Annotated in this window: 16 protein-coding genes and 1 other RNA gene; 4 read left to right on the forward strand and 13 right to left on the reverse strand. The window is 64.4% G+C overall.

The genetic code is table 11. The features are described 5' to 3' along the window. Positions 1-85: 85 nt before the first annotated feature. The 7 genes from JOH52_RS05225 to rimP form a co-directional block, all read right to left on the reverse strand. Complete coding sequence (locus JOH52_RS05225) at positions 86-1,804, reverse strand: sensor histidine kinase (RefSeq protein WP_010968446.1); 1,719 nt, start codon at positions 1,802-1,804, stop codon at positions 86-88. Positions 1,805-2,112: 308 nt separating this feature from the next. Beyond that, on the reverse strand, positions 2,113-3,048 hold the full coding sequence (truB, locus tag JOH52_RS05230; RefSeq protein ID WP_003534367.1) for a tRNA pseudouridine(55) synthase TruB: 936 nt from the start codon (positions 3,046-3,048) through the stop codon (positions 2,113-2,115). Positions 3,049-3,060: 12 nt separating this feature from the next. Beyond that, positions 3,061-3,468 (reverse strand): 30S ribosome-binding factor RbfA, encoded by a 408-nt coding sequence (gene rbfA / locus JOH52_RS05235; protein ID WP_003534366.1) that lies wholly within the window; start codon positions 3,466-3,468, stop codon positions 3,061-3,063. Between the two features lie 159 nt (positions 3,469-3,627). After that, positions 3,628-6,297, reverse strand: coding sequence for a translation initiation factor IF-2 (gene infB, locus JOH52_RS05240; protein ID WP_010968445.1), 2,670 nt, complete (start codon positions 6,295-6,297; stop codon positions 3,628-3,630). Positions 6,298-6,402: 105 nt separating this feature from the next. After that, positions 6,403-7,095, reverse strand: coding sequence for an RNA-binding protein (locus tag JOH52_RS05245; protein ID WP_003534364.1), 693 nt, complete (start codon positions 7,093-7,095; stop codon positions 6,403-6,405). 5 nt (positions 7,096-7,100) lie between these two features. Further along, positions 7,101-8,729, reverse strand: coding sequence for a transcription termination factor NusA (nusA, locus tag JOH52_RS05250; RefSeq protein ID WP_010968444.1), 1,629 nt, complete (start codon positions 8,727-8,729; stop codon positions 7,101-7,103). 45 nt (positions 8,730-8,774) lie between these two features. Beyond that, positions 8,775-9,392 (reverse strand): ribosome maturation factor RimP, encoded by a 618-nt coding sequence (gene rimP / locus JOH52_RS05255; RefSeq protein WP_003534362.1) that lies wholly within the window; start codon positions 9,390-9,392, stop codon positions 8,775-8,777. A gap of 222 nt (positions 9,393-9,614) precedes the next feature. Between rimP and JOH52_RS05260 the strand changes: the two genes are divergently transcribed. Beyond that, the gene (locus tag JOH52_RS05260) at positions 9,615-11,270 is read left to right on the forward strand and encodes an MFS transporter (RefSeq protein ID WP_010968443.1); all 1,656 of its coding nucleotides are present in this window, start codon (positions 9,615-9,617) and stop codon (positions 11,268-11,270) included. A gap of 207 nt (positions 11,271-11,477) precedes the next feature. Here the strand turns inward: JOH52_RS05260 and JOH52_RS05265 are convergent, their stop codons facing one another. From JOH52_RS05265 to ffs, 6 genes are all read right to left on the reverse strand, one after another. After that, positions 11,478-12,716, reverse strand: a complete 1,239-nt coding sequence (locus tag JOH52_RS05265; protein ID WP_003533407.1) for a lytic murein transglycosylase — start codon at positions 12,714-12,716, stop codon at positions 11,478-11,480. Positions 12,717-12,753: 37 nt separating this feature from the next. After that, entirely contained in the window at positions 12,754-13,359 is a 606-nt protein-coding gene (gene recR, locus JOH52_RS05270) for a recombination mediator RecR (RefSeq protein ID WP_003533410.1), read from the reverse strand. A gap of 50 nt (positions 13,360-13,409) precedes the next feature. Next, positions 13,410-14,021 (reverse strand): LysE family translocator, encoded by a 612-nt coding sequence (locus JOH52_RS05275; RefSeq protein WP_003533411.1) that lies wholly within the window; start codon positions 14,019-14,021, stop codon positions 13,410-13,412. Positions 14,022-14,096: 75 nt separating this feature from the next. Then, positions 14,097-14,420, reverse strand: a complete 324-nt coding sequence (locus JOH52_RS05280) for a YbaB/EbfC family nucleoid-associated protein (protein ID WP_003533413.1) — start codon at positions 14,418-14,420, stop codon at positions 14,097-14,099. Positions 14,421-14,528: 108 nt separating this feature from the next. Then, positions 14,529-16,409, reverse strand: coding sequence for a DNA polymerase III subunit gamma/tau (locus JOH52_RS05285; protein WP_014527027.1), 1,881 nt, complete (start codon positions 16,407-16,409; stop codon positions 14,529-14,531). Between the two features lie 97 nt (positions 16,410-16,506). Next, an RNA gene (gene ffs / locus JOH52_RS05290) (signal recognition particle sRNA small type) lies at positions 16,507-16,604 on the reverse strand. A 64-nt stretch (positions 16,605-16,668) separates the two neighbouring features. On the opposite strand from ffs, the gene JOH52_RS05295 reads away from it, so the two are divergent. The 3 genes from JOH52_RS05295 to JOH52_RS05305 are packed head-to-tail and all read left to right on the forward strand — an operon-like array spanning position 16,669 to position 18,797. After that, the gene (locus JOH52_RS05295) at positions 16,669-17,115 is read left to right on the forward strand and encodes an HIT domain-containing protein (RefSeq protein ID WP_013844995.1); all 447 of its coding nucleotides are present in this window, start codon (positions 16,669-16,671) and stop codon (positions 17,113-17,115) included. Between the two features lie 2 nt (positions 17,116-17,117). Then, on the forward strand, positions 17,118-18,098 hold the full coding sequence (nudC, locus tag JOH52_RS05300) for an NAD(+) diphosphatase (protein WP_003533418.1): 981 nt from the start codon (positions 17,118-17,120) through the stop codon (positions 18,096-18,098). Between the two features lie 6 nt (positions 18,099-18,104). Then, the gene (locus tag JOH52_RS05305) at positions 18,105-18,797 is read left to right on the forward strand and encodes a helix-turn-helix transcriptional regulator (RefSeq protein ID WP_010968439.1); all 693 of its coding nucleotides are present in this window, start codon (positions 18,105-18,107) and stop codon (positions 18,795-18,797) included. Positions 18,798-18,802 lie beyond the last annotated feature (5 nt).

An 18,802-nucleotide genomic window follows, 5' to 3' on the forward strand; every position in this document is an offset into this window, starting at 1 on the left:
CCGCCTCCCGCGCACCGTCAATTCCGATTGCGCACGGATGCTCCGGCATCCATTTGAGGTGGTTTGCTGCAGGACGATCCGCCTCTCAACCGCCTGCCTCCTGCGAGGAATGATCCTTGCCGCGCGGGATGCGTATCCGCCATTCGATGCCATCCGCATGCATCGTCCTTTCCAGCTCCGCACGAAGCGCCAGGCCGAGCATGCGCTCGAGCACGACCGTGCCGAAGCCTCTGCGGGCCTTCTTCCCCGAAGGCGCGACGATATCGGCACCGCTCTCGCGCCAGCGGATATCGATCGCACCCTCCCCCACCGACCACTCGACCTTGATCATGCCGGTCTGGTTGGCGAGCGCACCATGCTTTATGGCGTTGGTAGCCAGTTCATGCAGCGCCATGCCGAGGGTCTGCGCCATCTGCGCGTCCAGCCGCAGGGCAGGTCCGCTGAGCACGACGCGGTCGGACTCGGCCGGCATGAACGGCTGAAGCTGGTTGCGCACGAGCTCGCGGAAGTCGACTCCGGAGGCGGCGTTCGCCACCATGAGGTCGGTCGAGCGCGCGAGGCCCGCAAGGCGCTTGCGAAACGCCTCGACGAAATCCGACGGCTCCTCCGCCGAATTGGCCGACTGCGCCAGCATCGACTGGATGACGGTGAGCTGATTCTTCGCCCGATGCGCGACCTCCCGCATCAGCAGGCGGATTTCGCTTTCGGCCTTGGCGCGGGCGGTAGCAGCGCTTGCGAGGGCGGTGGATACCGCTTCGACTTCAGTGATCATGTAGCGGCGCGGTTCGACCGGCTCGCCCGCTCCCAGCCGCCGGGCATCCATGGCCAACAGCCGGACACCCTGCGTGAGCAGCCGCGCAATGGTCAACGAACCGGCGACCGCGATGCTTGCGAAGATGATCCCACCGAAGGACAGCCAGAGGAACGACCAAAGCATCGGCTGATCGACGATCTCGCTCGGCGCCCAGGCGACGATGCGCCAGCCGGTCACCACCGAAAACTCCGACGCGACGCGGTAGTCGACGCCGCCGGCACTGATATTGCCGACACCGATGCTGATCAACGGCAATTCGTCGAGAAAGAACGGGTCGCCGGACTTCACCGAGGAGTCCGAGGAGACGATGACCCTGCCTTTGCCGTCGACGAGCGCGGCATTCCATCCGGGAGAAAGCGTGTCACGATTGACGGCCCTCGTCATCCGCTCGGCATCCTGCCTGAGGCCCAGCAGATACTTCTTTCCGTCGGGCGTCGTCACCGGAAGATAGACGGTGAAGACCCAGCCCCTGCCCACTTCGGATGGAAACACGCCCGAGACAAGCGGCGCCGTACTCTGCAAAGCGAGATCGATCTCCGGATCCGATGCCCGCCCGAGCGGCGTACCGAAAGGAACGCGGGTGCTCAGAAGAAGGTCGTGGTTGCCGTCGACGATGATCAGGTGGGAATCGGTGTCCGCCAATGCGACCGATGCCCGTTCGTAGAGACCTCGCATGTCGGCGAGATCGACGGCGCCGGATTTCGCCAGGACCCGAAGCGTCGTCAGCATGCCGTCGACCTCGCGCTCGACAATGCGTGTGACCGACCCGGTAGAGGCGCGCAGCAGAGAAGTGACTTCCTCTCTCTGCGCGTCCAAATTGCGCTGCAGGATGACAAAGGAAAAGATGAAGGGCGGTATGATGGCTATCAGCAGCAGCGAAATCAGATAGAAGCTGAACGGCCGGCGAAGATAGTCGCGGACGAAGCCGGCGGCGGCCTGCAGGCTGCCCGATGAAGCATCTTCCCGGCTCTTCTCTGACGCTTCGACCATATTTTACCGCCTCTACCGATCACTACCGCGTTTTGCCGGAGCGGGTACCATGCGCTTCCTGCCCGCCGCCCCCGTTCCAGATTTCCCGAGCGCAGCCGGCAGCCCATGGCAACATGGGCTCCGGCGCACAACGAGTATACGCCGCGTCTGCCGCTCCGCTCGACTTTAGATCACGATGATTCAGTTCGGGTCGACCTGAATCATGAACGTGATCGATTCTAGCAAGTTAGAGCGGAATGCGGGCGGAAAACCGCACGCACTTCCTCATCCCGCTCTAAACGCGTGAGATCGGTTTTCGACCAGCAGGATTATTGGGTGGCGAAAACTCGCTTCGGCCGGAACTCGCCCTCGGCGATTTCGCCGATCGCCACGAGCTTGCCTTGGGCCGTGGCATAGGCCTCTGGCGTGGGCAGCGGAGCGTCGCGTCCACGCAGGATGATCGGGTTGCCCATCCGCAGCCGGTGCGCCTGGTCGTCATTGACGGCGATATGCGGCAGGTCGGACAGGGCCTCTCCCGTGTCGATCAGATACGCGTCGAGCGCGGCGAGACGTTCCGCATCGTCCTCGATCGCCTCCAGGGCGACGAGATCGGCGAGCGGTACCATGTCCTCCTCGCCGAAGGGGGCGACGAAGGTTCGGCGCAGCGACGCGATATGGCCGAAGCAGCCGAGATCGCGGCCCATGTCGCGGGCGAGCGAACGGACATAGGTGCCCTTGCCGCATTCGATCTCGAAATGAGCGAGATTCGGAGCCGATCCGATGAGCGACAGACGGAAGACCTCCACCTCGCGCGCCGGAATCTCGACGGTTTCGCCGTCGCGGGCGAGATCATAGGCGCGCTCGCCGCCGATCTTGATCGCGGAGAACTGCGGCGGCACCTGCGCGATCACGCCGGTATATTTCGGCAGCAGGGCGCGGATCGCCTCTTCCTCCGGACGCGCGGCGGAAGAGCGGACGGCTTCGCCTTCGAGATCGTCGGTGGAGCGCTCCTCGCCCCAGGCCACCGTGAATTCGTAGATCTTGCGGCCGTCCATGACGTAGGGAACGGTTTTCGTCGCGTCGCCGAGCGCGATCGGCAGCATGCCGGAGGCGAGCGGATCGAGCGTGCCCGCATGGCCCGCCTTCTGCGCCTTGAACAGCCACTTGATCTTGGATACGGCCTCGGTCGAACCGAAATCGAGGGGTTTGTCGAGGATCAGCCATCCCGAAATCGGGCGGCCCTTCGGTTTGCGGGGTCTGGACATTGGTTCTGTCGCTTACTCTTCGTCGTCGGCGTCGCGATCGAGGTCGCGACTGACCTCCGGCGAGCGCAGCAGCGAGTCGATCTTCTGATAGTTGTCGAAGCTGGTATCGTCCCGGAACCGGACGTCCGGCATGTATTTCATCTGCCGCAATTGCGGGCCGAGCCGTCCGCGGATGAATTTCGCATGCTTGTTCAGCGCTTCGATGACCGCCGCGTGGTCGGCGACCCCGAGTGGGGTCACATAGGCCGTGGCGATCTTCAGATCGGGCGACATGCGCACTTCGGAAATGGAAATCACCGTATTTTCGATCAGCGGATCGAGTACTTCACCGCGCTGCAGCACCTGCGTGATCGCTGCGCGCACCTGTTCACCGACGCGCAGCATGCGCTGGGACGGAGCGGAGGATGTGGATTTGGCCATCGTTTCACCCTGGACCGCGCCGATCGGACCGTATCAAGCCCCATCGAAACGCGATCGGTTCCAACATGCGAGAGGCGGGCGGCGTCGCGCGCCTTCTCACTCAAAAAAAAGCGAGCGCCGGAGCCGATCCGGCGCTCGCCAATACCCTGCCGGATCGGATCAGAGCGTCCGCGTGACGTGTTCGACGCGGAAGCACTCGATCGTGTCGCCGGCACGGATGTCCTCGTAGTTCTCGAAGGCCATACCGCATTCCTGGCCGGACTGGACCTCGGAGACCTCGTCCTTGAAGCGCTTGAGCGTCTTGAGCTTGCCTTCGTGGATGACGACGTTGTCGCGTACCAGACGGACGCCGACGCCACGTTCGACCTTGCCCTCGGTAACGCGGCAACCCGCGACCTTGCCGACCTTGGTGATGTTGAACACCTCCAGGATCTCGGCATTGCCGAGGAAGGTCTCGCGCCGCTCCGGCGACAAGAGACCGGACATCGCCGCCTTCACGTCATCCACCAGGTCGTAGATGATGTTGTAGTAGCGGATCTCGATGCCGGCACGCTCGGACGCATCCCGCGCCTGCTTGTTGGCACGGACGTTGAAGCCGATGATGGCAGCGTTCGAAGCTTCCGCAAGCGAGACGTCCGACTCGGTGATGCCGCCGGCACCCGAATGAACGATGCGGGCGCGCACTTCGTCGGTGCCGAGCTTGTCCAGGGCGCCGGAAATCGCTTCGATCGAGCCCTGCACGTCGCCCTTGATGACCAGCGGGAACTCCTTGACGCCGGAGGTCTGGAGCTGGGTCATCATCTGCTCGAGCGAACCGCGCGAACCGGACTGGCGGGCAACCGCCTTCTCGCGGGCGAGCCGCTGGCGATATTCCGAGATCTCGCGCGCCCGGCTCTCGCTCTCGACGACGGCGAAGCGATCGCCCGCAGCCGGCGTTCCGGAGAGACCGAGAACCTCGACCGGTGTCGATGGCCCGGCGGCCTTCACATGTTCGCCCTTGTCGTTGACGAGTGCGCGCACGCGGCCCCACTGGTCGCCCGCAACGATGATCTGGCCCGGAGTGAGGGTACCCTTCTGTACGAGGACGGTCGCAACCGCACCGCGGCCTCGGTCGAGCTCGGCTTCCACCACCGTGCCTTCGGCCGTCCGGTTCGGATTGGCCTTGAGATCGAGGATTTCGGACTGCAGCAGGATCGCCTCGAGCAGCTTGTCGAGGTTGGTCTGGTTCTTCGCCGAAACCTCGACGTCGAGAACCTCACCGCCCATGGATTCGACGAAGACCTCGTGCTGCAGCAGCTCGGTGCGGACCTTCTGCGGATTCGCGGACGGCTTGTCGATCTTGTTGATCGCCACGATGATCGGAACGCCGGCCGCCTTGGCATGGTTGATCGACTCGATCGTCTGCGGCATCACGCTGTCATCGGCCGCGACGACGAGGACGGCGATGTCCGTCGCCTGGGCGCCGCGGGCGCGCATGGCCGTAAAGGCCGCGTGGCCGGGCGTGTCGATGAAGGTGATCTTCTGGCCGTTCTGCTCGACCTGGTAGGCACCGATGTGCTGCGTGATGCCGCCTGCCTCGCCGGCAACCACGTTGGCGTGGCGGATGGCGTCGAGCAGCGACGTCTTGCCGTGGTCGACGTGACCCATGATCGTCACGATCGGCGGCCGCGACTGCATGTCGTCGTCCACGTCGGAGATGTTGAAGATGCCTTCCTCGACGTCCGATTCGGAAACGCGCTTGACCGTGTGGCCGAATTCGCCGGCGATGAGCTCCGCGAGATCGGCGTCGATCAGGTCGCCGGGCTTCATCATCTGGCCTTCCTTCATCAGGAATTTGATGACGTCGACCGCGCGCTCGGACATGCGCTGCGACAGTTCCTGAATCGTGATGGTTTCCGGCAGGACGACTTCGCGGGAGATCTTCTCGCGCGTTTCCTGCATCTGGCTGCGCTTGAACTTCTCCTGGCGGCGGCGCATCGCTGAAAGCGAACGGCCGCGCTGGCTGCCATCCTCGTCGACGGCAGCCGTCGTAAGCGTCAGCTTGCCCTGGCGTCGGCCCTCGTCACCCTTTGCACGGGGAGCAGGCTTTGCCGGCTCCGGACGCACGACCTTGCCGCGGGGAGCACCGGCACCGCTGCGGCGGCGTTCGTCTTCCTCGCTCTCGGTCCCGCGGCGGCCGCGAAGTGCTGCACCGTCCGGCGCCGCCGGCGTTGCAGCCGGAGCCGCGCGTCCCGGCTGCGGGCGCGTCTCGGCACGACGTTCGCCGACTGCGGGACTTGCAGCCTCGACCTTCTCCTCGGTCTTTTCAGCCTCTACTGGCGGACGTGCGGCCTCTTCGGCGGCACGGCGCGCGGCCTCTTCCTTCTCGCGGGCGAGACGCTCTTCCTCTTCGCGACGGCGGCGCACTTCGTCCTCGGCGCGGCGTTTGGCTTCCTCGGCGTCGCGAATCTGGGCTTCCGCCAGGGCGCGACGGCGGGCTTCCATCTCACCGGCAGAGAGATCGTTCAGGACAACACCGCCGCGGGGGCGGTTCTGTTCCTGGCGCGGCTGATGCGGCTGCGGCTGAGGAGCCGGACGACCCGAGGGCTGCGGCGGCATCGGACGCTGCTCGGCCGGGCGGGCGGCAGGCGTCGCGGCAACCGGCGTGATCGGGCGCTCGTCCTTGTGCTTCAGCGGGCCGCGCGTTCTCTTGGTCTCGACCACGACCGCCTTGGTGCGACCGCGGCCCATATCCTGACGCACCGTACCCTGTGTCACCCCGGAGGGCTTCAGGGTCAGCGTCTTCTTGCCCGCTACGCTGAGTGTCTTGTCGTCTTTGTTGTCCGTCATTCCGTTCCGTTCCTAGCGATCAGGGCCGGATACGAAACCCCTGACCCTGTCTTCCAAATTGTCTCAAACAATGCTCGCTATGCCGGCCTCTGCCGGTGACGCGCTTCATTGCTGTGGCTTGCCAGCGCCGCCTTCGGCCCGGACCGGGACGGATCCTCGGTACTTTTCGAGCATGATTGCGCGCTTCACTACACCTTCACCGGCCTGCCCTGCAAGCGCTGCGGCATGGATAAAGGCATTACTTCCCAAAAGTCCCTCCATTTCCGCCCCCGTGAAGGGGCGGAAAGCGGGTATTTCCGTTTCGTCCTCGCTGACGAAGCTCATCGCCTTGCGGGCCTGATCGATCTTGCGGACGCCATCCGCGGCCGCATCGATCGCATGAAAGACAGCTAGCGCGGCAAGGCCGCGCACCGCCTGCTCCGTCTTCGTCGCGCCGGAGATGAACTGGCCCGCCTTGCGCGCCATGTTCATCATGCCCGCGAGCTGCTCGGCGAGAAGTCTCTCGACCTCGTCCGCGAGCCCGGCATTCGCCTTTACTTCGGCGCGAAGAGCGCGGGCGAAGAGCTTCTTCGCCACCGCTTTTTCCACGAGCTGCCGCTCGGACTTGACCCAGCATCCGCGCCCCGGGAGCTGCCGCTTCAGATCCGCGACGACGACGCCGTCGGGTCCGGCGACGAAGCGGATCAACTCTTCAGGAGAGCCGCTCTCACGCGTGACGATGCAGGTCCGGTTGTTGCCGTTCCGGTCCTTCGGACCCTTGTCCGCAGGCAGGCTGTCGGCATCGATCTCGACGATCATCGCGATCAGGCGTCCTGATCCGCGCCTTCGGCGACCTCGATCGTCTCATCCTGCTCCTGTTCCTCCTCCTGCTGCTTGACCAGGTCCTCTTCGGTAATCCAGCCGGCGGCCAGACGAGCCTGCACGATCATCGTTTCGGCCTCTTCCCGGGTGACTTCGAACTTCGAGAAGATGCCTTCGAAGCGCTTGGTCTCGCCATCCTTGCGCTCGGTCCAGCCGACCAGGTCGTCGGCGGCGCAGCCGGCAAAGTCCTCGATCGTCTTGATGCCTTCCTCGCCGAGAGCGACCAGCATCTGGCTGGTGAGGCCATCGATCGTGCGCAGCTCGTCGGAAACGCCGAGCTCCTTGCGCTTGGCATCCATTTCCGCCTCGATCTTTTCGAGATATTCGCGGGCGCGGGTCTGGAGCTCGTTTGCCGTATCCTCGTCGAAGCCCTCGATCGAGGAGATTTCGTCGAGTTCGACATAGGCGAGCTCTTCGACCTGGGCAAAGCCCTCGGAGGCGAGCACCTGACCGACCATCTCGTCGACGTCCAGCGCATCCATGAAGAGCTGCGTGCGCTCGTTGAATTCCTTCTGGCGACGCTCGCTCTCCTCCTGCTCGGTGAGGATATCGATGTCCCAGCCGGTCAGCTGCGACGCAAGGCGCACGTTCTGGCCGCGGCGGCCGATGGCGAGCGAAAGCTGCTCGTCCGGAACCACGACCTCGATGCGTTCCGCGTCCTCGTCGAGAACCACCTTGGCCACTTCCGCCGGCTGCAGCGCATTGACGATGAAGGAAGCCGGATCCGGCGACCAGGGAATGATATCGATCTTCTCGCCCTGGAGCTCGCCGACCACGGCCTGCACGCGCGAGCCGCGCATACCGACGCAGGCGCCGACCGGATCGATCGACGAATCGTTGGAGACGACGGCGATCTTGGCGCGCGAGCCCGGGTCGCGGGCAACCGACTTGATCTGGATGATGCCGTCGTAGATTTCCGGCACCTCCATGGTGAAGAGCTTCACCATGAACTGCGGATGCGTGCGCGACAGGAAGATCTGCGGTCCGCGCTGCTCGCGGCGGACGTCGTAGACGAAGGCACGGACGCGGTCGCCATAGCGCATGTTCTCACGCGGGATCATCTCGTCGCGGCGGATGATGCCCTCGCCGCGGCCGAGATCGACGATGACGTTGCCGTATTCGACGCGCTTGACAGTGCCGTTGACGATCTCGCCGACCCGATCCTTGAACTCGTCGTACTGACGATCGCGCTCGGCTTCGCGCACCTTCTGCACGATTACCTGCTTGGCGGACTGGGCGGCGATACGGCCGAAGTCCATGGGCGGCAGCGGATCGGCGATGAAATCGCCGAGCTTTGCATCGGGATTGCGGTCGCGGGCGAGCTCGATCGGGATCTGGGTCGAATAGTCCTCGGCCTTCTCGACCACTTCCAGGAGACGCTGCAGACGGATTTCACCGGTCTTCGGATTGATGTCGGCGCGGATGTTCGATTCCGAACCGTAGCGCGAACGAGCCGCCTTCTGGATCGCGTCCGCCATCGCGGCCAGAACGATCTCGCGGTCGATCACCTTTTCGCGTGCCACAGCATCTGCGATCTGCAGAAGTTCGAGCCGGTTAGCACTGACTGCCATGTCTTGTCTCCGTCTGTTGCAGGCGCATCGAAAGCGCACCCAGCCTTATTCGTTATCCGTGTCTTCGTCTTCGAAGTTTTCGTTGGCGGCGCGCGCGGCCTTGGCTTTCTTGTCGGCCGTCAGCGCGTCGCGGATGAGCTCGTCCGTCAGGATCAGCCGCGCCTCCGAAAGCGCCGTGAACGGGATCGCGACTGCCGCCTCTTCGCCATAGGCGGGCTGATCGCGCTCGAGCCGGAAACCATCCTCGTCCACCGAAACGATCTTGCCGCGGAAGCGCTTGCGCCCGTCGACCATGACCGACGTCTCGCACTTCACAAGATGGCCCTGCCAGCGGATGAAGTCGGACCTGCGCACCATGGGGCGATCGATGCCCGGGGACGACACTTCGAGATGATACGCCTTGTCGATCGGATCTTCCACATCGAGAACCGGCGAGATCGCCTTAGAGACCTCCTCGCAATCCTCGACGGTCATGGTGCCGTCGTTGCGTTCGGTCATGACCTGCAGCGTCAGGCCGTTCTGACCGGACATACGCACGCGCACCAGGCGGAAACCCATATCCACGAGCACCGGCTCGATGATGTCGGCAACACGCCGGTCGAGGCCTGTTTCGGTAATCAGCCGGGGTTCATTCGTATTTTCAGCCGTTGTCGTGTCGGACAAACGATCCTCTCCTCGTCGGACCGGCTAATAAAAAAGAGCGGGTCCTCACGGCCCCACTCTTCATCTAACCGATCAAGAATTTGAGGCTCATATACGCTTCATCGCCGTAAATTGCAAGGGTCGCGCAGGCGCCGGGCCGGACCTTTCGGCCCGATCGCAAGTTTCAGCGTCTGGCGCATCGCATTTCGAGGTTTATAACGAAGCAATCCAGAAGCAATCCACATGACGATCAACCGAAAGAGATCAGAGGTGACGAACCGCATATCGCCGTTGGCGCCCTTCAGGCACGACATCTTCCGCACCATCTGGATCGCGAGCCTTGCCTCCAATTTCGGCGGGCTGATCCAGGCCGTGGGTGCGGCCTGGCTCATGACGTCCATTTCGCAATCGGTGAACATGGTGGCGCTGGTGCAGGCGTCGACCTCGCTGCCGATCATGCTCTTCTCGCTGGTTTCCGGCGCACTTGCCGACAATTTCGACCGGCGGCGGATCATGCTCGTCGCGCAGAGCTTCATGCTCGCCGTCTCGGCGCTGCTCACCGTCTGCGCCTATTACGGTATCGTTACGCCGTGGCTCCTGCTCATCTTCACCTTTCTCCTCGGCTGCGGCACGGCTCTCAACAATCCGTCCTGGCAGGCCTCGGTCGGCGACATGGTTCCGCGCGACGACCTGCCGGCAGCGGTGGCGCTGAACAGCATGGGATTCAATCTTACCCGCAGCGTCGGTCCGGCGATCGGCGGCGCCATCGTCGCGGCCGCGGGTGCGGCGGCCGCCTTCGCCGCCAATACGCTCAGCTATTTCGCGATCCTTTTCGCGCTCGCCCGATGGAAACCGGTCGCTCCGGAAAACCGGCTGCCGCGCGAGACGCTCGGGCGCGCCGTTTCTGCAGGGCTGCGCTACGTGGCGATGTCGCCCAATATCGGCAAGGTGCTCGTGCGCGGCTTCGCCTTCGGCCTTTCGGCGAGCGCCATACTTGCACTGCTGCCGCTGGTGGCACGCGACCTCGTCGGCGGCGGCCCGCTCACCTATGGCGTCATGCTCGGCGCCTTCGGCGTCGGCGCGATCGGCGGCGCGCTCCTGAGCGCAAGACTAAGGGAATTCCTCACGAGCGAGGCGATCGTGCGCTATGCCTTCGCCGGCTTCGCCTTCAGCGCCCTGGTCACGGCCATCAGCCCGCAGGCCTGGCTGACCTGCCTCGTGCTCGCCGTTTCCGGCGCCTGCTGGGTGCTGGCGCTGTCGCTCTTCAACACGACGGTACAGCTCTCCACGCCGCGCTGGGTCGTCGGCCGGGCGCTTTCGCTCTACCAGACCATGACCTTCGGCGGGATTGCCGGCGGCAGCTGGCTCTGGGGCGTCACTGCCGAACAATACGGCGCGGCCAACGCACTCATCGGCTCCTGTCTTCTGATGCTCGCGGGGGCGGCAATCGGACTGCGCTTCGCCCTGCCGGAGTTCAAGTCGCTCAATCTCGACCCGCTCAACCGCTTCAACGAGCCGCTGCTCGAGCTCGACCTGAAGCCGCGCAGCGGCCCCATCGTCGTCATGATCGACTACGAAATCGCCGATGAAGACATCCCCGAATTCCTGAAGACGATGGCGGAGCGGCGGCGCATCCGCATCCGCGACGGAGCCGGCCACTGGGCGCTGATGCGCGACCTCGAGAACCCGACTACCTGGACCGAGACCTACCACGTGCCGACCTGGGTCGAATATGTCCGCCACAATCAGCGGCGCACCCAGGCCGATGCCGCCGTCGGCGACAAGCTGACCGCATTCCATCGCGGCCCGAACCCGCCGCGTGTCCATCGCATGATCGAGCGCCAGACGATCGTCCCCGATCACTACGAGCGCTACAAGCGGTCCGTCGAGATGCATTGAGACCGAGGGGCGTGATCAAGCCCCTCTCCTCGGGTTTAACCCGAGGACTAACCCTCTCCCCGCATGCGGGGAGAGGGAACGTGGCACCGTGAAACGCTGGTGATTATGATGGCCGAGGCGATCGCCGCTTGTGCCTTCGCCCCGCCTGCGGGGAGAAGGTGCCGGCAGGCGGATGAGGGGCGGACGCATGCCGCACCCAACCGAAGATCACCGCAGCTTTGCTTTCAGCGAAACATCCGGAAAGCAGGTCGGCTCGAGGCCGCTCTTCGCCTGCCAGTCGCCGAGCGAGCGGCGCGTCTTGTAGCCCGGCAGCCCGTCGGCCTTGCCGACGTCGTAGCCTTTCGCGACCAGCGCCTTCTGCATGCCGAGCACATCGGATCGCAGCATGCCGCCGACGTCGCCCCATCTGCCGCGGAAGGCACCGCCTCCGGAAGCGATGCGATCGGCCAAATTGCCGATGTAAAGCGCGTAGAGATCGGAATTGTTGTATTCCTTGATCACGTAGAAATTCGGCGTGACGATGAATTGCGGTCCATGGGTCCCCGCCGGGACGAGCATCATGCCTGCGGCGGCACGTTCTGCTGCCGGGAAGGCCTTGCCCGAAATGCGGCCGATCCCCATGCCGGCCCATTCGGCGATCGGGCGGGCAAGGTCCGGGCCCTCCTGGGCGCAGGAGACGCCCGAGGGGATCGCAACCTCGAAACCCCAGTCGCGCCCGCTCTGCCAGCCCTTCTGCGCCAGATAATTGGCAATCGAAGCGAGGCTGTCCGGCACGGAATTCCAGATGTCGCGGCGTCCGTCCCCGTCGAAATCGACCGCATATTTCAGAAAGCTCGAAGGCAGGAACTGCGGCTGGCCCATGGCACCCGCCCAGGAGCCGCGCATCTGCGCCTCCTTGACGTCACCGCTGTCGAGAATGTGCAGCGCCGCGATCAGTTCGCGCCGGAAAAGCTCCGGCCGGGTCGACATGAAAGCCTTGGTCGCCAGCACATCCATGATCGGATGCGGGATCTTCGCCCGACCGAAGCCGGATTCCTTGCCCCATATGGCAAGGACGATCTGACCGGGAACACCATAGGTCCGCTCGATCCGCTTCAAGGTCGAGGCGTGGGCGGAGGCGAGGCTGCGGCCCGTCGCAGCAAGACCCTGCAGGCGCTTTTCCGAGAAATAGGACCCGGGAGAGGAAAACTCGGCCTGGCTCTGCTTGCGCTGCTTCGGTTTCGGGAAGCCGGGCGGCGCGAGGTCGGGCAGATCCCAGTCGAGCCTGACGCCCTTGAAGGCTGCTTCGAAGGCCGCGTTCGATATGCCGGCCTTCTTCGCCTCCGGCCAGAGATCGTTTCGAAGCCACTGACGGAACTGCGTTTCGACGTCGGCCTTGGAAGCGGCGAAGGAGAAGGTGGCGAAAGACAGGCAGGCCAGGAGCAGAACGGAAAGGAATCTCAGCATCTCTTTTCCTTGAAACTGAAGCTGCGGAGGCGAATGCTCAAATCACCGTTCTCGCCCTAAGCGCGGCGGCCAGCGTTCCCTCGTCGAGATAGTCGAGCTCGCCGCCGACGGGCACGCCATGGGCGAGGCGCGTGATTCTCACCTCCATGCCTTCGAGTTGATCGGTGATGTAGTGCGCCGTCGTCTGGCCCTCGACGGTCGCGTTGACGGCGATGATCAGCTCGCGCACGCCACCCTTGGCGACGCGGTCGATGAGGCCCCTTATGTTCAGATCCTCAGGCCCGATGCCGTCGAGCGGCGACAGCGTGCCGCCGAGCACGTGATAGGCGGCATTCATGGCGCCGGCGCGCTCCAGCGCCCAAAGATCGGCGACGTCCTCGACCACGATGATCACCGCCTGGTCGCGCCGTTCGTCGGTGCAGACCGTGCAGGGGTCGATGGTGTCGACATTGCCGCAGCAGGAGCAGATCTTGACCTTACGATGGGCTTCGCCCATAGCCTCGGCAAGGGGGCCGAGCAACTGCTCCTTCTTCTTGACGAGATGCAGCGCCGCGCGGCGGGCGGAACGGGGCCCGAGGCCCGGGACTTTCGCCAGGAGCTGGATGAGTTTCTCGATTTCCGGACCGGTGACTCGCTTTGCCATGCCCGGCTTTTAGACCAACCGTCTATCGCCGCCAATCGGAATCGTAGCGTTTAGCGGGTGGCGATAGCCACCGCCGCGCCGGCCATCGTGCCCGCACTGGCACGGTTGACGATCCTGACTGCACGGCGGCTCTTGAGAAACTGCCGTGCCTTTGCGGCCATCAGCACCCAGGCGAGATCGATGACGACGAGGACGACGAACATGGTGGCGACGAGCTCGGCCCAGCCGAAGAGGCCGACCGAGCCGAGATCGATGATCGAGGGCAGCAGCGCCACATAGAACATCATGATCTTGGGATTGCCGAGCGTAACCGTCAGCCCGGCGAAGAACATCTTCGATGCCGATCGCGACTCCGGCAGGCTTTCGCCCGGCATTTGTGGCTCAGCCGACCACATCTTCCAGGCGAGGAAGAGGAGATAGGCGACGCCCGCCCATTTGATTGCGACGAACATCCAATGGAACGTCTCGGCGATCGCCGCGAGACCGGCAACCGCAAAGGAAAGCCATATCGCCTCGCCGATCCACATGGCCGAGAGGAAAGGCAAGACGTCGCGCGCACCCTTGGACAGCACCCGGGCGACAAGCGCGGCAATGCTCGGCCCCGGCGACCCGGCGGCAATCAGCAGCGCCCCGGCAAAGACGAGCAGCGATGCGACGGTCATGTCATTCCCTCCTCCGGAAAACGGTCCGCAAGATAGCACGCATCCCGGCTGGCGCCAGCCTCTGCGGGCCGAGGATCAGAACGGCAGCTTCATGCCCGGAGGAATCGGCAGCCCGGCCGTCAGTTCGCGGGTCTTTTCCGCCTGCACCGCCTCGGCCTTGTCCTTGGCATCCTTATGGGCCGCGACGATCAGGTCTTCGAGGATCTCGACATCGTCTTCCTTGAAGAGCGAGGGATCGACCTTCAGGCTCTTCATGTGGCCCTTGCCGTCGAGACGGACGGTGACGAGCCCGCCGCCGGAGGTGCCGTCGATTTCGAGCGCGGCGATCTCCGCCTGCATCTTCTCCATCTTGGCCTGCATTTCCTTGACCTTGCCCATCATGCCCATGATGTCGCGCATCGTCGTCTCCTGTTCTCTGGTATTCTTTGTCCCTATGCACTTCCGGACGGAAAACCGTTACACATTTTTCCTGGAAATGCTCTGAAGCGCCGCGTCTGTACGACGCGGCTACTCGATGTCGTCGTCCGGGACGATGTCGCCGTCCTCGGATTCGGCCGCGGCCGGAGCGAGGCTCTCGAGCTCCTCTTCCGCCGCGCGGATGCGCACGTCGGTGATCCTGGCCCCGGGAAAGCGCGCAAGAATGGCAGCGACGTCCGGGTCCTGGCGCGCATCGTTGACGCGCTGCTCCTGCGCGCGCTGCTCTGCCTCGACAAGGGTCGGCTCGCCCTGCTCCCGACTGTAGCTCACGACCCAATGGATACCCGTCCATTCCTTGAGCTTGACGGCGAGTTCGTTCAGCAGCGTCTTCGGTGCGTCGTCGGGCAGATTGACGTCGAGCCGGCCGGGTTCGATATGCACGAGCCTCAGGAAACCGCGCACCATCGTCTTCAGCTTGATGTCGCGATTCTTGGCGCAGAGATCAGCGATGTCGCCGATGGAATTGACGGGAACCTTCGGTTCGGGTTTCGCAGCGGCGCTCGCGACCGTGCGCTCTTCGATGCGGCCGACACTGATCGGCTGGGGCGGCGCGGAGCTCGGCACGGCGCGCAGCATGGTCGCGCCATTACCGCTTGGACGCGAGACTGCCGTCTCCACGGCGCGAGCCTCGACGGGGGTGCCTGCAGGCGCCTGCGCACCGCCGCCGCCACCACCGCCGTTCGGGGCCGGGCGACCGCCGCCTTCGCCGCCCGAAAGATCGAGAAGCCGCCGCGCGGCCTCTTCGGGCGAAGGCAGATGGGCGGCATGGGCGAGCCTGATCAGCACCATCTCGGCAGCACCTGCGGGGCGCGCAGAGCTCTCCGCCTCGGGAATGCCCTTGAGCAACATCTGCCAGACGCGCGAAAGCGTCGTCACGGCAACGCTGCCGGCGAATTCGGCCCCGCGCGTGCGCTCGATCTCGCTCAGCGACTGGTCGTTGACCGCGTCCGGCACATATTTCAGCCTTGTCACGAGGTGGGTGAAGTCGGCAAGGTCGGTGAGGACCACGGTCGGATTGGCGCCGGCTTCGTATTGCGCGGCGAACTCGTCGAGCGCGCCGGCGACATCGCCCTTGATGACATGCTCGAACAGGTCGACGATCCGCGCCCGATCGGCAAGGCCGAGCATCGAGCGCACGGTTTCGATCTCGACCGAACCGCCGCCATGGGCGATCGCCTGATCGAGCAGCGACAGGCCGTCGCGCGCCGAGCCTTCCGCTGCCCGCGCCACCATCGCCAGCGCCTCCGGATCGAAGGGCACGCCCTCCTTGCCGAGAATGGTGGAGAAGAGGCCGACCAGATCGGAAGCGCTGATGCGCCGGAGATCGAAGCGCTGGCAGCGCGACAGGACGGTAATCGGAACCTTGCGGATTTCGGTCGTGGCGAAAATGAACTTCACATGCTCCGGCGGCTCTTCGAGCGTCTTCAGCAGGCCATTGAAGGCCTGCGTCGAGAGCATGTGCACTTCGTCGATGATATAGACCTTGTAGCGCGCGGAGACCGGCCGATAGCGTACCTGCTCGATGATCTCGCGGATATCGTCGATCCCGGTATGCGAGGCGGCGTCCATCTCGATCACGTCGACATGGCGGCCGTCCATGATCGCCTGGCAATGTTCGCCGGGGACGCGCAGGTCGATGGTGGGCTTGTCGATCTCGGCGGTCTTGTAGTTCAGCGCCCGTGCCAGGATACGCGCCGTCGTCGTCTTGCCGACGCCGCGAACGCCGGTCAGCATGTAGGCCTGGGCGATGCGGCCGGTTTCGAAGGCGTTGGTGAGCGTGCGCACCATCGGCTCCTGGCCGACCATCAGGTCGGAGAAGTCCTTGGGGCGGTATTTGCGCGCCAGAACACGGTAGGCGGCCGGTTTCTCGACGGGTAAAATCGGGGATGAAGTGGGCGCTTCGTCGCTCATCGACCCTGCCGCTGTTCGAACTCTTGCCCCGACAGGGACAAAGAAAGTGGTGCCCCGACAGGGACGAAGAAGGTGGTGTCCCGACAGGACGGAGAAGGTGGGAGGCTGGCACGATGACCCGTGCCGGGGCTCGTTAGGGCTGCTTCCTTCCGGACCTGACCCGGTTGGCGAGTGGCTCGTCCACCACCAACCTCCCGGCTTTCATATCGGCAATATCCGCAGCAAATGCAAGCCAAGCCTTCAAAAAACTGGTATCGATATGCAAAACAAAGCGAATCCGTTTGATGCCGAGGAGAATTTCTTGACGACCTTCACGCTTGACGAGCGACTTGAGCGCGACGGCATCCCGATCGGCACGCTCGGGCTGTGCCAGATGCGGCTGATGAACGATCGGCGCTGGCCTTGGCTGATCCTCGTACCCCAGCGCGCCGACATAAAGGAGGTCTTCGAACTGACTCCGCTCGACCAGGCGATGCTGACCTTCGAGACCAATCTGGTGGCGGCGGGCCTGAAGAAGGCGACCGGCGCCGAAAAGATCAATATCGGCGCGCTCGGCAACATCGTCCGGCAGCTTCACGTGCATGTCATCGCCCGCCGCGAAGGCGATCCGAACTGGCCGGGCCCGGTCTGGGGCTTCGGCAAGGCCGAGCCGTGGCCGGAGGAGGAGCATAGGACATTCGCAGCACGCATCATGGAAAATCTCTGAGCATGACGAAAACGATCTTCGATCTTCACAGCCCGCACCCCGAGCCGAGCACGCTCGTCGCCTTCGCGGAGAACCACCTGGATCGCAAGTCCGAGCATCGTCCCGACGATTGCATCGAGGCGGCGCTCAAGCATCCCGGCGCGCATTTCCTGGCTTTCTCCGGGGCGAAGCTGATCGTCAAGCACGACGAGAAGATCATCGATCCGCTTTTCGCGCCCTATGAACTGGCGGGGCTCGAGCCGACCATGGACGATGCGGTCCTGCTCGGCTTTCTGCCGAACGGCGAGCCGCGTCTTGCCGTGCCTTCGGGGCTGACGGAGGAGACGGTGCCGGAGCCCTTCAAGATCGCCGATGCCCGCATGCTCTATCGCCAGCAGATGCTGCCGGAGAACCTGCTGGGACAGTTTGCGCAAGCGTCGAGCCTGATCGTCTGGAACGCCGGCAACCGGTTCTGCGGCCGCTGCGGCGGCCCGATGGACGGTGCGGCCGGCGGCTACAGGCGCATCTGTACGGCCTGCGGGCACATGGTCTTCCCGCGTACCGATCCGGTCGTCATCATGCTGACGATCGATATCGAGCGCGATCAATGCCTGCTCGGCCGCAGCCCGCATTTTACGCCGGGCATGTATTCCTGCCTCGCCGGTTTCGTCGAACCGGGCGAGACGATCGAAAATGCGGTGCGGCGGGAAACGCTGGAGGAGTCCGGCATCCGGATCGGGCGCGTGCGCTATCATGCGTCGCAGCCCTGGCCGCTTCCCCATTCGCTGATGATCGGCTGCTATGCGGAAGCGAAGTCGACCGCCATCAAGCGCGACGAACAGGAACTGGAAGACGTCCGCTGGTTCACGCGGGCGGAAACCGAGGCGATGCTGGAGCGTGCCACGGGCGTCGCCGACACCGGAGACGAGCACATTCCGCCGCCGAAGGGCGCCATTGCGCACCAGCTCATGCGCGACTGGCTCGCCTGGCCCGAGCGCAGCTGAGGTGCCATGTCCCGATCGGAACGCCTGCTCGATCTCATGCAGGTGCTGAGGCGTTATCGCCAGCCGGTCAGCGGCCGGCGGCTCGCCGAGGAAACCGGCGTCAGTCTCAGAACCCTCTACCGGGACATAGCCAGCCTGCAGGCCCGGGGCGCGCGCATAGAAGGCGAGCCCGGCATCGGCTACGTGCTCAGGCCCGGCTTCATGCTTCCCCCCATGATGTTTTCCGAGGAGGAGATCGAGGCTCTGGTGCTAGGGTCACGCTGGGTCGCCAAACGCGGCGATCCAAGGCTCGCGGCCGCAGCCGCCGATGCGCTGGCGAAGATCGGCTCGGTGCTTCCGGCGGACCTGAAAGAGAAACTCGAGCATTCGACCCTTCTGGTGGGCCCGCGAAAACCGGGTGGCGAAACGATCGACCTCAGCCTCTTGCGCAAATCGATCCGAAGCGAACACAAGCTCGAACTGCGCTACCTCGACAATGACGGCCGCGACAGCCGCCGGACGGTCTGGCCCTTCGCGCTTGGTTTCTTCGAAGAGGTCCGGGTGCTCGCGGCCTGGTGCGAACTGAGGCAGGATTTCCGGCATTTCCGGACGGACCGGATTGCAGAAGCGGCGATGCTCGACGATCGCTATCCGCGCCGCCGCCAAGCCCTGCTCAAGGACTGGCGCGCCGTGAACAGCATCGATCCCGCCGGAATCTGATCCCC

Source organism: Sinorhizobium meliloti (assembly GCF_017876815.1).
GTDB classification, from domain to species: domain Bacteria; phylum Pseudomonadota; class Alphaproteobacteria; order Rhizobiales; family Rhizobiaceae; genus Sinorhizobium; species Sinorhizobium meliloti.